Consider the following 14,410-nt stretch of genomic DNA (forward strand, 5'->3'; position numbering starts at 1 on the left):
GGCCCGGCTCTCCCTCTCAGCCTTCGCGCATAAGAATGGGGACCGGCGCGACACACCGGTCGCCAAGCAGTTGCCAGACGGCCAGGAGCCGTCCCTTCCAGGGTATCACTCAGCTACCTCGAGTTGTTGCGGATCATCGTCGCTCGCGTCCTGATCCTCGTCCTCGGCGAGGAATTCGGGCAGCGGGCCCGCTTCACTCTCCTGCTCCCCTGACGCCGCATTGGGATCGACAAGCCGCAGTGGCTCCGGCAACCAGCCTGAGCCGTCGAGAAGACGCTCGGCCTCCTTGGCCATGTCGGCCTTTTTCAGGTGGTCGATCAGTTGCGCGGAGGATTCACCCTTGGCTTCCCGCACCGCCTCCAGAATGCGAGGCTTGGTGACCCGGCCGAGATAATTATCGGCAGAGGGCTTCCAGCCCGCTCGAACCATGTCGAGCTCGACGGCGTGTGCCAGGACGTCGGCGTGATCGAGCCGGGTGCGGACGCCGTGGGCGGAGACACGGCCCTGATTATAGCTGTTGGCCGGCTCGTAGACAGCATTGACCGCAAATGACGCACAGTGGGCGAACAGGGATGCCTGTGCGACGCCGTCGAGGGCCGTGAGCGCATCCCAGAGATCGTTCTCGCCCTTCGGCAACCGTGCCTTCCAGGATTCATGCCGCGCCTCAACGGCCTTCGCGGACGCACTTTCCCTCAAGCCGGGCGCTTGAGCCGGAAAGGTCGGCGTGCGAAGGCCGATCTCCAGGCAGCTTCCGGACGATGCAAATCGGTAAAAAGCCGTCAGCACGAAGTTATGCAGCACCGCCCGGAACGCAATCGCAGGATTTTCTGCCAGCGCATCCCGCAACGCCAGTGTGCGATGCGCGGTCAACTCGGTGATCAGCCGATCCGGCAGAGGTTTGGTCGCGTCCTCATCATCTTCTTCCGCGTCAGGAGCGCCGCCAGCCACCGCAATGACGCCGCGTTGGACGGAAGGACCAGCCGCCCTCCCCTCGACCGATTGTGTGTCGGCGGACTGTCTGACTTCAGGATCGTCTGCCGGGACATCATCCTCCGGCCGGACGTAACCCCGATCGACCGAGAGGCGACCTTCGGAATCGATGCTGACGAAAACGCCAGCGCGGGCGATCTCGGCCGGATCGTAAATCATCGGCCGGTATTCGAACGCGGCGAGTGCCGCCTCGATTTCGCCGAGACGCTGATCGACCTCATCAGGCAACTCGTCGGCATCCCGATAATCGGACTCAAGCCTGACTTGCTCCGCGTTGAGTGCGTCGATGGTGCCCTGCTCCTCTGCAGAGAGATCGACAGCTTTGCCCTCGATTTCCCGCAGCCCATCCGTGTGGCCATAGGGGAATTCGACCGCAAGCGAAATCCACTTCCAGCCTTCGGCTGCAATCGTCTCGGCTTCGGCTTTGAGCTTTTCCGTCACGAGATGATCGAGCAAAGCGACGTCCCGGAGCCAGCCGCCGTCATCGTGCTCGAACAGATCCCGCATAACGCCCCCACCAGCCTGCTCGTAAGCATCCAGCCCAATGAACTGAACGCGGCGATCGGTCGCGCGCACGGCATTTTCCGTGAGCATTCGCCGTATCTGATAGGGCTCGTCATAGCCGGATCGGCTGACGTACTCCCAGACCTGCTCCTGCCTGGCGCGGTCAGCCGTAACAGTGAAGGCCATGAGCTGCTCGAGAGTCATGCCGTCTTCGGCATAGACCTCGTGGAGCTTTGGCGACACGGACGCCAGCCGAAGTCGTTGCTTCACGACGGCCGGTGTCACGAAGTGCCGGGCCGCGATATCCTCGTCGGACAGGCCGGCGCCACTCAAAGTCTGGAAGGCTCGGAACTGATCGAGTGGATGAAGCCCTACCCGCTCGTCATTTTCTGCAAGCGAGTCGTCTTCAGCGATGCCCCCCTCACGCACGACACAAGGAACGACCTGCGTCTTCGCCATGCGCTTCTGCTTCACGAGAAGTTCCAGCGCACGATAGCGCCGGCCGCCGGCCGGCACCTCGAACATGCCGGTCTCGTTGCCTTCGGCATCCACAACCGCCCGCACGTTCAGACTCTGCAGTAGTGTGCGCTGCGCAATGCTTTCGGCGAGTTGTTCGATGGAAACGCCCGCCTTCACACGCCGGACGTTGGACTGGCTCAGCACCAGCTTGTTGAACGGAATATCGCGTGAGGGCGACAGTGTGATCTTTTGGACAGCCTTCGTCATATCGAATCTCCACGACAGGCAGCCGGGAGCCTCTCTCTCGGCCTCCAACCCGTCGTGGAAAGCGACCCCGCCCTCTCACTCTCATGCTGCGGCCACCGAGCAGAACGTCACGCCGCCTGCTGGTCCGCCGGAGTATCGACAGCGGCTCCTGGGAGAAAGCCAAGCAGATAGTCCGCGATCTTGCTGGCCTGGGAAGCGGCCCGGACAATTGCACGATTGTCCTCGCGCAAGACCTCAAGCCACGAGCCGATATAGTCAGCGTGCCGCACCGTGGGCACGATACCGAGTGAAGCGCAACCGAACGCAGACGAGATCTCCGCAACCAACTCCTCAAAGGCATACTTCCTGGTACCAAAGCTGCCCGACAAGTCGCGGTTGAGACGTGATGGATGACCGCTGGCATGCGCCAATTCATGCAAGGCCGTTCGATGCCAATTGATCGGCTCAGAATAGGCTTGTGGCGGCGGCACCTGCACATAATCTTCTGCCGGCGCATAGAATGCGCGGTTGCCGCCGATGCGGAAATCGATGCCGGTCGCCTTGATGAGCTTTTCGACCTGCGGCTCGATCAGGTATGGGGGCGGAGGCGGCGCCGTTGTTGCGATGTCTGCAGGCAAACCGCCGCACTGATCAGTGTTGAAGACCGTAAAGCGCTTGAGGAATGGAACAGCCTGTGCCTCCTCACCGGTCGCGTGTGCGCGGTGCTGTTCGGCGACCGGCACAAATCGGTCGGCATAGACGACGGTCGAGCCACGCTCGCCCTTGCGGACATGGCCACCGAGGGACAGCGCCTGGCGGAATGTCAGCCAGCTCTGACCGGTGAATGCGCGCTCAGTGGCGGCCCCCCAGAGGATCAGAATGTTGATGCCGCCATATTGACGGCCGGTCGCGGCGCTCTTCGGCAGGGCCAAAGGCGCCTCCGCCGCCGCTGTGCCCCAAGGCTGCACCCATGGCACTCGGCCGGCCTCGAGCTCAGCGATAATCTTGTTGGTGATTTCGTCATAAAGGCTTGTCCGGTCTTCACCGGCACGCGCCCGAGGATGATGTCTGGACATCGCGGATCTCCGCGACGGGCGCCGCGAGCCTCTCTCGCTGCCTGTAACCCGTCACGGCAAAAGCGCGCGAAACTCTTCCTCTCAGCCTCTCCGCGAGAGAGTGCGAAATCTACGAGGCAGCCCGCCTTCTGTCCATTTCATCATGGGTCTTGCCCTCGACTGCCCAGGGCCGCAGATCCTGATCAAGCGTGCGCCACGGCGCATCGCCCCAGCGGAAAATGGCACCCGGAGAGCGTGAGCATAGCGACCCGAAGGGCACGCGGGTCCGAGTGCAGCGACGAGACCGGTTAACAGCGGCACCCGGGAACGGGGCAGTGATAGCGACGCCGGCATACTTCATGACGGCGGGACCCTTTCCCGAGTGCCCCCGGCAAGGAGCTCCGAAAGTCCTTGGGCGAGGGATCGAAGCCGGACGGCCGAGACGCGAAGCGGCTCGGTTCATATGTGGACGGCCCCCGACTTGCAAGGATCGTTTCGGGCAGCATGCTCGGATCGCTCGCGCTCATATGTCCGGCCTGTTTTCGGGTCTTGCGACCACCGGCCAAGATGGGCTTCGCGGACAGTGAGATCCAAACACGAGAGCGGCATTTTCTGCCGGTAAACCGAGCGGAGCATTTCACTGACCAGCTTGCGCCGAACGAACCACCTCTTCCTGTCCTGCAAGTTCCGCCCCCAGCGTCAAACCTGCCGGTCTGACGCCAAGCTCTGCATTTCGTTCAAGTCTATGTCGGCATCGGCATGACGCTGCTTGCAGGCCGGTACCGCTCGCCGCTGACCATCAGTTTCCAGGCGATCCGCGCCAGCTTATTTGCTAATGCTATGGCCACCAGCTTCGGCGGCTTGCGTGCGATGATATCTTTCAGCCAGGGCCAGGAGCGACTTTCCCGTCGGCGCATATCTGCGATCACAGCAGTCGCGCCGGCCACCAAAACGGTTCTCAACATGCCGTCACCGGCGCGTGTGATCACGCCGAGCCGGTTCTTTCCGGCTGTCGAGTGATTTTTTGGCGTCAGGCCAAGCCAGGCGGCAAAATTTCTTGCCGACTTGAACCCGCGTGCATCCACGACCTTGATCGACAGCAGCGTCGCGCCGATCGGGCCAACGCCCGGGATAGCCGCCAGCCGTCGGCTCATCTCGTTACTCCGGTGTAGTTGCATGAGCTTCTTGTCGAGCTTTGCGATCTGGTCATCGACCCGCGTCAGTTCTGTTGCCAAAGCGTCCACCAATTCCTTCGTCAACTCGGGGACTGTAGCGTCAGCCTGAATGTCGATCAGCAATTGTTGAAGCCGCGAAAGCCCTTTGGGCGCTGTAAAGCCGAACTCTGCGGCGTAGCCGCGGATCGAATTGGCGAGCTGGGTGCGCCTGCCGATGAACTGGTTGCGCACGCGCGCCAGCATCTGTGCGCCTTGCTGCTCGGGGCTTTTGATAGGCACAAAGTTCTTGCGCAGTTTCGGCCGGCTTGCCGCCTCGCAAATCGCCTCGGCGTCCGCAGCGTCGGATTTTCCGCGCTGCACATACGGTTTGACATATTGCGGCGGAATCATCGCCACCTCATGCCCGAGCGATTGCAGCTCCCGCGCCCAATAATGCGACGCCCCGCAAGCCTCCAAAGCGACAAGCACGGGCGGCAAGCGACTGAAGAACTCCAAAACCTGTCCGCGCCTCAACCTACGCCGTAAAACCGGCTGCTCCGTCCCGTCAACGCCATGCAGCTGAAATACACTCTTTGACGTATCCAAACCGATGCGAACAATCGTTTCCACGGGCGGCTCCTTCGTTTGGGGTCAGGGACGACCTCATCTTGCCACGCACTGTGGCGGAAGGGGGCCGTCCACCCCAACACGAGAGCCCGATGCGGCGGAGCCGCACGCGCAAGCAGAAGACACTAAGGCTAGATTTCCTCGCGCGCATGCGTCCGCGCGTCGTAGATCCTGACCTGAAGCATCGGAAAGCGCTTCTTTAGTTCTTCGCCACCCGCCCTGGCGCCGTCTCTGATTGTCCGACAAAAAGGCCAAGGACGTCGTTCGCGAAAAGAGTTGGTCGCGAAAATAGCGGCGCCGAGAAGAGACGTCCGACCCGGTCAATCGGCCGCGCGCTGTGTTGCAGAAGGCCATGGCGGCAGGGGCGGCAACCCGAGCGCCTTGCGTACAGGTCCGAACGACCTCCGGTGAGCTGCGCACGCCCCCAGCTTGGCGAGCGCATCATAATGAGCCTGCACCGGATAGCCCTTGTGATCCGCGAATCCGTACCCGGGGTGGTGGACGTCGAGCGTCCGCATGACCGTATCGCGCTCGACCTTCGCCAGGATCGACGCAGCAGCGATGCTGGCGGACTTGGCATCGCCCTTAATGATGGCGTCCTGGGGAATGTCGATCTCCTTCAACCGCTTCGCGTCGATCAGCAAGTGCTGCGGCGTCAATCCCAGTCCCCTGACCGCGCGCTGCATGGCCTGGATGCCGGCCCAATAGATGTTGATCGTGTCGATCTCCTCGACCTCGACGAACGCCACACACCAACTCTCTGCCTTTGCCTTAATTTCCTTCGCGAGTTCCTCGCGGGCCGCAGCGTCGAGCTTCTTCGAGTCGTCGATCCCGACTATCCGGGTACCCGGCTTCAGAATCACGGCGCCAGCGGAGACTGGCCCGGCGAGCGGGCTCATTCCAGCCTCGTCCACGCCTGCTACGGCATGAACGCCGCTCTCCCACAGAGAGGTTTCGAAACTGAGGATCTTGCGCAGGCGCTGCCCCTCGGACCTGTTTTCGAAGCGCCGTCTGTCGATTGAAGCCAGGATGGCACGGGCTCCCGCGCGGGTGTCGGCCCGCAAGATCTGCTCGACGCTGGCCTCGAGCGGTCTTTTTTCGACGACATAGCGCTGACGCAGTACATCGAGTGGATACCGGGACATGGAACCCTTCGTGGAGACTGACTGTTGGGGAGCGTGTCGGTGACCTTTGTGGCGATTGTCTGAAGCTGAGCTGTGCTGCCCGACGACTCGCAGCGCCTCGCCGAAGGAACCGACCCGGCCGTCACCTTACATGGATTGTATCCACCGATTCAGAACGGAGCTAACCGGTATCTTCATCCCTTTACGAGTAGTAGAGCCTCGCGATAGCTACGCCGAGGCGAAGTGCAACTTCATCGCCGCCAACGAGAGCGTCTCGAAGCAGCTCGGCAACACGACCGAAATCTGCCGCAAGTGCTACGTGCACCCTGAAGTCCTGGACGCCTACATGTCCGGAGACCTCGTCAATATCATCGAAGCCAAGATTGCGCAGAAGTTCAAGCGCAAGTACGCCAAGCTCACGTCGGACGAGACCATGGTCTTGGCATTTCTGCGCAAGCGTCTTGATTCCCTGGAGGTCCCCCAGCTCGGAGTGGCATGGCCGCAAACAAGGTAACAGCCGTACGCTTGGGGCCGGTGAGGCAACCGATGGTCCGGGACTATGAAGCCGCCATCGCTGGCGGCATTTTCTTGCTCACCCTCCCTCAGAAGGCGTTTGCCCTTGCTCGTTCATGGGCCTCGCGCCGACGTTCGCGGCGTTCACGCCGCCGCTTCGCACGGTCGGCGGGTTGCCGCAGTGGAGGAACTGGCGCAGGCGACGTCGTGGTCGTGTCCTCAACCAGAGGCACCTGCGCCGTTTCCAAAGCCGTTGGACGCGCTTCCATCAATTCAAGCACCGCCCGTCCTTCGGCCGTGATCTTCCATCCTCCGGTCATGCGTTCGACCAGCCCTTGTGAAAAGATGTCGAGGTCGGGCACCTTGGCCGCGAGGCGCCTCGTCCGGTCCGCCCAGTCGCGGCCACTCGTCGCCAGGATGGCCATATCCCTCTTCAGGTCCTCCATCACGGCAAACCCGCCCGGATAGGCTGCCAGGATCTTCAGGACTGTGACCTGGAAGTTCACACCAGCACCTGCGAACAGCGCCACATCGTAGGCGCGTACGAGAGGGCGTCGCGGCCGATCTGCCTGAGGCCCTCGAGCGAGACTTCGCCTCTAGTTGCAGCTTCCAAAATTTTCGATGCGACGTGGGTACGGGCCCCGATCTCGCGGTGCGAGACGCTTTCACAGACTTCATCGAGAACCGCGCGCAAAAGCGCGGTGGTTGCGGTGTCGAACATGAGATGCCCCCTTAAGGGAAAGTCCTACTCTAACCCGGTTTCCGCCGCCTTGGGAATTCAGACATGTTAAGCTTTGGAGCATGTGCAGTGCGGAATCTTGATCGACAGTCGCTGCCTAAGGGATGACCAACGGGTAAATCGCCAGTGATCGCCGCGACTGCCGAAGTCTGTTCTGCGCCTGGGGAGGAGAGACGACACCTGCTCGTTAGAGTCATCTCGAGCAGGTTAGAGATTGGCGCGGATGGCTGAAGCCGGAACACCGGTGCCTGGTGCGGCCAACAGCTGCGCCGAGTACGCACCCGAGCCTAGTCCGGAGACGAAGCAGAAGGACGTCTTCTGGTTCGCGCTCGAGGAAAGCCAGCCACTGTTCTGCTTCGCTGGCATCTGGACTGAGTTTCGGGGGCGATCGCGGCACCAAGTCGAAGCCGATGCCGGGCCCTCACCTCGTCTACGGTTTTCTTACACCTTCCCGACTGCCTCGTCGAGCCGATCCATCCGAAGGCGATGCCTGTGATCCTGACCACCGAGGAGGAGCGTGACGTCTGGATGCGCGCTCCTTGGGACGAGGCAAAGGCGCTGCAGCGGCCTCTGCCCGATGATGTGCTGAACATCGTCATGCGCGGCGCAGATAAAGAAGACAGGACCGCTGCGTAGGCGCGGTCTTCTTCACTGTCGTCATCGGCTCCTCCGGCACGCTCTCCTTACGAAAGCAGCTCGAGTATCCTTCGGCTCACAGCGTCATTGCCGAACACGATCGCCCATTCCAGGAGAGCTTGCCTGATTGTCGTCGCGAGGATGCCGTGGTGGGCGAGCCGGGCAAGAACGAGGGGACGATCGGCTTCGTGACGGTCCACCGATAAGTCCGAGAGCAGCCGGATATCGTAGCCGCACCTCGCTCCCTCCAATGCCGCGATCAGGACCTCCTCCTCCAGGAATGATCCGCCCAGGAAGACGACACCAGCGCCTGATTCCGCAAGCAGAGCCGCAAGTCGTGGATCTCGCCATAAGGACAAGGCATCGATATCGAGGCACTCGATAGAAGCGGAAATTTGATCGTTCAGGAGACTCCGATCACACTCACCGATTGCGATGACGGGAACGCCAAACAATTCCCGACAAGCCGGCAGCAAAGCCAGACTTCCGGCCCGGCGCAGAGCGATCGCCTGATCTTCCGCCCTGTGGTCCCGCGTCAAGTTCAAGAAGACAAGGCAGCTGTGACGCGGGTCCGCCAGCATTATTGTAGGCTCTTCGTCGCCGGGGAGAAATCAGGCGGCCTTGCGTTCCGACCCAGTTGCGACAAGAACCGGCCCGTCGACACCGGCTTGCCGGTACATGGCTTCGAGCGCCTGATCGGAATCGTGAAGGAAACCCGCGAGCGCCATGGTTGGTCCAACCGGCTGCGGCTCAGACACCCGCTCCAAAGGCCAACCCGCTCGCCTCAGAATGCGCTCCATCCGCGCATCCGTCACGGTCACGATCGAGTGCGCTCCTTTTGCGCGCATCGCCTCGAGCATCGCTGCAAAAAGCACAAAGGTTGCTCGGTTGAACCCGCTCCGGCCGGGCTCGACACACCGCACGGTGTCGACGCAGAACCGTGAGCTTTCGAGGATCCGCTCGTCGCTTGGCGCCGCCCTATCGCCCAACAGGCTGAAGAAGGTATCAGCGAGCATTGTTGGTCCGGTCGTCGGCAGAAGTCTGACGCAGCCCACGACTTCGCCTTCGTCCGAAACGGCGAGAATATAGGTCGGACTGAGGGCATCATAGACATCGATTTCCAGATCTCCCGAGACCGAGACGCTCCAGTCCAGCCGGTCCTTGAAGACACGGCGGCGAAGGCGATACATCGATGTCAGCAAATCCAAATGACGACCAAATTGGGACCTGTGAAGCGCGATGGCGTGCATGCCGACCTCCTCGATTTATCCGGGAGGTCTTGAAACCAGAAAACGCGCTGCTGATCGCCTGTCAGATTTTGCAGGTGCGGTTTGATCAGCTGGATCACGCTAGACCAGTTTGGTTTGGACACAACGCAGCAGTCGTCTGGCCCGGGTTCGGACCATTGCATTCCCGTCCATTTCGTCGAGTGGGTTGATCGAAACTCGATCAGGTCAAGAGGCCACGGCGCAACGCAACCGCAACACATTGGGCAATCGACGCCGCGCCGAGCTTGCGGCGCGCGTTCTCGAGATGAAAGACAACAGTGCGCGGCGAAATGGCAACCAAAACGGCGATATCGGCGGCCGTCTTTCCTTGCGCGGTCCATGCAAGACACTGGCGCTCGCGCTGGGTCAGCTCACTTTCAGCGTGCTCTTGTGCGACAGAAGGAGTCTCTAACTTCGCGGCCACGTGGACATGAAAATATAGTCCCACCTGATGGACGACATCGCGCCATTCACCGACATGCCGATCCAGGTTGATCTCGCGATCATCCGTCGCCAGCGTGAATGCGGCTATCCGTCCGAAGCTGCCTCTAATCGGCACCGTAATCCCGGATCGGAGCCCAAAGGTCGTCGCCTCATCAAAGAATTGACGCTGTGCTCGATTCCCAGCGGCCGCGCGCATGGCCCCTCCCCAGCTGAAAAGGTCACGTTCCACTCGGGCACGAAGAACCACGGGATCGAGCTGCTGATATCCAAGTTGAAAGTAGCGGCTGGTCCAAGATTTCGGGTACGATGAGATCAGCAAGGGCGTGTCGCCGGTTAGGCGAAGATAGGCAAATCGCTGGAACCCGAGCTTTTGAGCTAACCGTGCGGCAACGCGTTCAAATGCGGTCGCATCGCCCGCCGTGTGGATGGCATCAACGAACTCCTGGAATGTATACTCGACCAGATTCATCGTGTTCATGGCGCGTCGAAAGTCACGTCCGCTGCTGTCAACCAATTGCTAACGCCCCCCTAGCCAACAAGACCAGCGTTCGCCACGCTGCTCGGTGGCGCGGCGCCAGGCCCGGTTCAGGAGGAGATCATGTGCCCGGATCGAAGCACATTCGCATTGGTCCAACCTTTGTTGCGTTGGCCCCTAACGAGACACGAACGTGGTCACGCCCTCCCGGCGCTCTATCTGCCGTTGCAATATTTGCACATACGTGCAATAATGAAAAGCAATCCTTTGGTCCTTGGCGCATCAGGTGGGATATGGACCTAAAGGCGTTCTAGCAATAGCGATGGCTATATCTGCCTCTTTGATGAAGCGCGAGGGCATGTGCCCCCGCCGCACGAAAACGTGGCCTTCATCCTCGACAGATCGTTTCCCGCAGGCTGTCATACCCGGAGAGAATCCTGCGTTCCAAACTGCATCCACTCACCTCCTGTCACGTGAAGAATTCAGTCCTTGGGTGCCGAACTCAAAGCCCGCCTGGCAACGCCTTGCATTCGCACGATCGTACAAATGGTTACAGAATATTCACCTGACGCGCCTAAACTCAAGCTAATCTTATCAAACTCGAGGCTGGTTCCAGGATGATCGAAGAGCTGCTGATCGGCTACTTGAAAAGCTCAAATCTGGACGACTCGATGCGCGAAGAGCTCCGTTGCCTCAGGCCGGCGCTCATGAGACACGTCCCTGAACTTGCAAGACTGCACTTCAAGAACGTTGCCATGCTTGACGGATCCATCAAGCACGATTCGGCGGCGTTTGAGCCCGTCATCGCCGCCTATGTACGACATTGGGACGCTCTGTTGGCCGCTGAGTTCGGCCGCGAGTATGCCGAAGCCCTCCGGCGGCTGATGGAGAGTGCACTGGCCGCAAAGATCGGACCGCAGTGGCTCGTCGGCTCATACGGACTGGCGGTGGCGGGGGCTCTAGTTGACCAGGTTGCCACAGCACCCAAGCCAAGCCGATTTGGCGCCCGGTCCGGGTTGGCCGTCACCCTCACCGCAGTCAAGAACCTCTCGAAGGCCGCGATGCTGGATACTTGTGCTGGCATATTGGTCGCAACTGGGATTTTCAGGCTGGCCAGGAAAGGTTCGGTCGAACAGGCTGGCGTGCGCTTCCGCGAGCTCATTGGATCGCTCTCAGGATCCTCGACGAACTTGGCGGAAGCTGCTGGCACGATGACGGAAAGCGCCGGCGCAACCGCTCGCCTTTCCGAGACAGTCTCCAAAGCGTCGCTTGACGCATCCGCCAACGTTTCATCAGTCGCAGCTGCAACCGAGCAGCTTTCTGCCAGCGTGGGCGAGATCTCCCGCCAGGTCAGCCGGTCGAGCGAAATCGCGAGCACAGCAGTCGACCAAGCCAGGCAGACGGACGGCCTGATCGCGGCTCTCTCGGAGGCCTCTGCCAAGATAGGCGACGTCCTGAAGCTCATCAGTTCGGTAGCGCAACAAACAAACCTGCTTGCCCTCAACGCGACCATTGAAGCGGCGCGAGCAGGAGAGTCGGGACGAGGCTTCGCCGTCGTTGCACAAGAGGTCAAAGCGTTGGCGGCACAAACCGCCAAAGCAACCGAAGAAATTAGCATCCAGATAAGCGGAATCCATGCAGCGACCGCCGAGGCCGTCAATTCGACGAGAGAAATCGTCCGGACCATAGGTCAGATCTCGGAAACGACCGCGGTCATTGCAGCCTCAGTCGAGGAGCAGAGAGCTGCGACTCAGGAGATCGCCCAAAATGTGCAACGGGCAGCGCTCGGCACGGATCAGGTCGCCAGCACTATCAAGGGCGTGGACGAACAGGCTGGCACGACCGGTGCGGCGGCAGCGCAATTGTTGTCTTCAGCTCGGCTCCTCTCACAGGATAGCGCACAATTTCAGTCGGAAATCGACCAGTTTCTTGCCGCGATTGCGACCGCGGCATAACTTGCCTCAGGTGCCGCTTCATAGCCGAGACATATCTGCAAGTCTCGTGCGGCAGTGCTACGGCCGCTGAGACGACCTAAGCCACCTCCGTGACACCCAGCGCGGTCATATCCGGCATGACCCATTAGCCCGAACTAATTTTCCGAGCAGCAGGTCCCCAGCTTGTTGCCGGCGCAGAGAGTTCAGCGAGCCCGATATCCTGCCTTCGAAAGGCGCCGACTTGCGGACCATCCGGCTCGATGATGCGATCGCCCATCCGCAGTAGCGGGGCTTGGTGACGCTTCCCCTCACATCTTGGTGTCGTTCTCATGTACCGTGATGACATCGCTGATGGGAAGCCAGTTGCTGCCATCGAACTTGAACAGCCTGGCTTGGCGCCATCCGATACGGCTGGTGGGAGACACATTCACCTTCACACCAGGTAGAAACAGCGGCAACTGGAAGTCCTTGATGCTTGTCGCGTGCTTCATCAAATTCGGCCGGGTCAACTCGTCGCCGCACCTGCGCAGGACCTCCTCAATCATTTGGGCCGTCGAGTACGCGTAGGTTGCGCTTCCGTAGTTCGGATCGGCACCCGGCACCCACTGTTTGAAGAAGGCATGGAACTCCCTCATGGCGGGATCATCATGCCAAGCGGGATCATCGGACTGTTTGATCCACTGAGATGTCAGGAGATCCCTGGATGCGTCGAGTCCGGCCGGCTTCAGGACCGTCTCGAGCTGCGAAGAAGCCGTTACCACGATTTTTAGCGGGTTCCAGGCAAGCTCATGGGCCTTGCGGATCGCCTGGGCCGCGAACTTCGGTGTCGCCGCAACAAAGAGTACGTCCGCGCCGGAAGACTTCAGACTCACCATCTGGGAATCGATTGTAGGATCGGTAATGTTGTAGGGCGCCTGCGCAACGATCATGGTCCCCTTGCTGCCAAATGCGGTTTTGAGACCAGATAGATAATTGCGACCGAAATCGTCATCCTGAAAAATTACTGCGATCTTGGCGTCGGGCTTGGAGCGCAGGAGGTAGTCGGCATAGATTCTGGCCTCGACGATGGCGGACGAATAAAAAGTCGTCGTCCAGGGCAGGTTTACCGGGTCGTCGAGCTTCGTGGTGCCTGCCATCACCAGGATCTGCGGCACTTTCTTGGCATTCAGATATTTCGAGATCGCCAAATTTGTCGGCGAACCAAGGGATGACGCGATGGCAAATACCTCGTCATCCTCGACGAGCTTTCTGGTCTGCTCGACCGTCTTAGGCGGACTATAGGCATCGTCGAGCGAAATGAACGTAATCTTGCGACCACCGATTCCTCCGCGCTCCTTGTTGAGCATGTTGAAATAGGCAGCCTGGATGCGGCCGATCATCGCGAATGCCGATGCAGGACCACTATAAGGCATGGTCTGACCGATCTTGATCTCCGTATCGCTCGCACCGGTGTCGTACTTCTTCTGTGCCATCACCGGCGACGAGAGAAACGCCAACGCGATCACTCCCACCAGCGCTTTTCGTGCAACTCGTCCACGCATCTCGTATTCGACCGGCGACACAAATGCGCTCGGAAGCTGATCTTGCATTCGATCCTCCTGGCTAAAATGTCTTCTTCGTCGGGATGCTTGTGGCCGCACAATACAGCCCCGCTCTTCGTCGTCCGATCCCTATTGCATTATTTGCACAGTCGTGCGAGTTTTGGAAGTCGCAAACTGGACTTGCGCATGCTTTGCTCGCCGAGCTGCGCGAGTGAGACCTCGTGATGCGGAAGGTCGGGAGCAGCAGTTGCCGGAGATCGCAATCGGACAGCTGCGGGTACGAGCAGCCAACTGTCCAACAACTTTATGCGCCGGGCGAGCGCGAACGATTGCAAGCTGAGTAACTCAGCTCGTGCCAGGCGCAGCTGACTCTCGTCGTCAACGACGCATACCTGCAGGTGAATAGGCGGCATCCGGCCGAGCCATCATGCGATCCGCTGGCATCAGGTCGCCTCTAGATCCGACGTCCCGCATTGACCCAAAATGGATCGCGGAGTTTGCGCTTAAAGATTCTCCCATGCCGAACACCGCGCAATCGACCACGCCTGGCATCTTGTGAAGCTGCCCCTCGATCTCGGCCGGATAGATATTGACGCACGAGATGATGAGGTCTTTCGACCTATCGCAGAGAAACAGGAAGCCGTCGGGTCGAGATAACCGATATCTCCGGACGAACAAGACGCGGGCCCCGCAAGAATCGC

Annotated in this window: 12 protein-coding genes and 2 pseudogenes; 3 read left to right on the top strand and 11 right to left on the bottom strand. The window is 60.3% G+C overall.

Annotated features, from left to right (window positions below):
• Positions 1-105 precede the first annotated feature (105 nt).
• The 4 genes from WI560_RS19365 to WI560_RS19380 form a co-directional block, all read right to left on the bottom strand.
• Positions 106-2,220 carry a ParB/RepB/Spo0J family partition protein gene (locus WI560_RS19365; RefSeq protein WP_375304439.1) on the bottom strand — a complete coding sequence of 705 codons (2,115 nt, stop codon included), beginning with the start codon at positions 2,218-2,220 and terminating at the stop codon, positions 106-108.
• A 107-nt stretch (positions 2,221-2,327) separates the two neighbouring features.
• Positions 2,328-3,275 carry an ArdC family protein gene (locus WI560_RS19370; RefSeq protein WP_375304440.1) on the bottom strand — a complete coding sequence of 316 codons (948 nt, stop codon included), beginning with the start codon at positions 3,273-3,275 and terminating at the stop codon, positions 2,328-2,330.
• A 722-nt stretch (positions 3,276-3,997) separates the two neighbouring features.
• The gene (locus WI560_RS19375) at positions 3,998-5,038 is read right to left on the bottom strand and encodes an IS110 family transposase (protein WP_375304441.1); all 1,041 of its coding nucleotides are present in this window, start codon (positions 5,036-5,038) and stop codon (positions 3,998-4,000) included.
• Between the two features lie 317 nt (positions 5,039-5,355).
• On the bottom strand, positions 5,356-6,180 hold the full coding sequence (locus WI560_RS19380; protein ID WP_375304442.1) for a ribonuclease HII: 825 nt from the start codon (positions 6,178-6,180) through the stop codon (positions 5,356-5,358).
• Positions 6,181-6,235: 55 nt separating this feature from the next.
• Between WI560_RS19380 and WI560_RS19385 the strand changes: the two genes are divergently transcribed.
• Positions 6,236-6,673: a hypothetical protein gene (locus WI560_RS19385; RefSeq protein WP_375304443.1), complete on the top strand. Its 438-nt coding sequence runs from the start codon at positions 6,236-6,238 to the stop codon at positions 6,671-6,673.
• 88 nt (positions 6,674-6,761) lie between these two features.
• Here the strand turns inward: WI560_RS19385 and WI560_RS19390 are convergent, their stop codons facing one another.
• A complete protein-coding gene (locus tag WI560_RS19390; protein WP_375304444.1) occupies positions 6,762-7,178 on the bottom strand; it encodes a hypothetical protein in 417 nt (138 codons plus the stop codon).
• The gene (locus tag WI560_RS19395) at positions 7,175-7,393 is read right to left on the bottom strand and encodes a hypothetical protein (RefSeq protein WP_375304445.1); all 219 of its coding nucleotides are present in this window, start codon (positions 7,391-7,393) and stop codon (positions 7,175-7,177) included. The genes WI560_RS19390 and WI560_RS19395 overlap by 4 nt, the downstream gene beginning before the upstream one ends.
• Positions 7,394-7,626: 233 nt before the next feature.
• On the opposite strand from WI560_RS19395, the pseudogene WI560_RS19400 reads away from it, so the two are divergent.
• Positions 7,627-8,047 (top strand): annotated as a pseudogene (locus WI560_RS19400) (SOS response-associated peptidase family protein); the annotation flags it as partial.
• Positions 8,048-8,094: 47 nt separating this feature from the next.
• On the opposite strand, the gene WI560_RS19405 reads toward WI560_RS19400, so the two are convergent.
• The 3 genes from WI560_RS19405 to WI560_RS19415 form a co-directional block, all read right to left on the bottom strand.
• Entirely contained in the window at positions 8,095-8,628 is a 534-nt protein-coding gene (locus tag WI560_RS19405; RefSeq protein WP_375304446.1) for a hypothetical protein, read from the bottom strand.
• A 30-nt stretch (positions 8,629-8,658) separates the two neighbouring features.
• Positions 8,659-9,297 carry an acyl-homoserine-lactone synthase gene (locus WI560_RS19410; RefSeq protein ID WP_375304447.1) on the bottom strand — a complete coding sequence of 213 codons (639 nt, stop codon included), beginning with the start codon at positions 9,295-9,297 and terminating at the stop codon, positions 8,659-8,661.
• Between the two features lie 199 nt (positions 9,298-9,496).
• Positions 9,497-10,237, bottom strand: coding sequence for an autoinducer binding domain-containing protein (locus WI560_RS19415; RefSeq protein ID WP_375304448.1), 741 nt, complete (start codon positions 10,235-10,237; stop codon positions 9,497-9,499).
• A gap of 614 nt (positions 10,238-10,851) precedes the next feature.
• On the opposite strand from WI560_RS19415, the gene WI560_RS19420 reads away from it, so the two are divergent.
• The gene (locus tag WI560_RS19420) at positions 10,852-12,189 is read left to right on the top strand and encodes a methyl-accepting chemotaxis protein (RefSeq protein ID WP_375304449.1); all 1,338 of its coding nucleotides are present in this window, start codon (positions 10,852-10,854) and stop codon (positions 12,187-12,189) included.
• 287 nt (positions 12,190-12,476) lie between these two features.
• Here the strand turns inward: WI560_RS19420 and WI560_RS19425 are convergent, their stop codons facing one another.
• The gene (locus tag WI560_RS19425) at positions 12,477-13,709 is read right to left on the bottom strand and encodes an ABC transporter substrate-binding protein (RefSeq protein WP_375308870.1); all 1,233 of its coding nucleotides are present in this window, start codon (positions 13,707-13,709) and stop codon (positions 12,477-12,479) included.
• Positions 13,710-14,207: 498 nt separating this feature from the next.
• Positions 14,208-14,383: pseudogene (locus tag WI560_RS19430) on the bottom strand (long-chain fatty acid--CoA ligase); the annotation flags it as partial.
• Between the last annotated feature and the right edge of the window lie 27 nt (positions 14,384-14,410).

It is taken from the genome of Bradyrhizobium sp. A11 (assembly GCF_042077125.1).
Taxonomy (GTDB): Bacteria; Pseudomonadota; Alphaproteobacteria; order Rhizobiales; family Xanthobacteraceae; genus Bradyrhizobium; species Bradyrhizobium japonicum_B.

Bases quoted from the DNA above. Each gene is read 5' to 3' on its own strand.
- WI560_RS19365 (WP_375304439.1), bottom strand. From the start codon at position 2,220: ATGACGAAGGCTGTCCAAAAGATCACACTGTCGCCCTCACGCGATATT.
- WI560_RS19370 (WP_375304440.1), bottom strand. From the start codon at position 3,275: ATGTCCAGACATCATCCTCGGGCGCGTGCCGGTGAAGACCGGACAAGC.
- WI560_RS19380 (WP_375304442.1), bottom strand. From the start codon at position 6,180: ATGTCCCGGTATCCACTCGATGTACTGCGTCAGCGCTATGTCGTCGAA.
- WI560_RS19395 (WP_375304445.1), bottom strand. From the start codon at position 7,393: ATGTTCGACACCGCAACCACCGCGCTTTTGCGCGCGGTTCTCGATGAA.
- WI560_RS19405 (WP_375304446.1), bottom strand. From the start codon at position 8,628: ATGCTGGCGGACCCGCGTCACAGCTGCCTTGTCTTCTTGAACTTGACG.
- WI560_RS19410 (WP_375304447.1), bottom strand. From the start codon at position 9,297: ATGCACGCCATCGCGCTTCACAGGTCCCAATTTGGTCGTCATTTGGAT.
- WI560_RS19415 (WP_375304448.1), bottom strand. From the start codon at position 10,237: ATGAACACGATGAATCTGGTCGAGTATACATTCCAGGAGTTCGTTGAT.
- WI560_RS19420 (WP_375304449.1), top strand. From the start codon at position 10,852: ATGATCGAAGAGCTGCTGATCGGCTACTTGAAAAGCTCAAATCTGGAC.
- WI560_RS19425 (WP_375308870.1), bottom strand. From the start codon at position 13,709: ATGCGTGGACGAGTTGCACGAAAAGCGCTGGTGGGAGTGATCGCGTTG.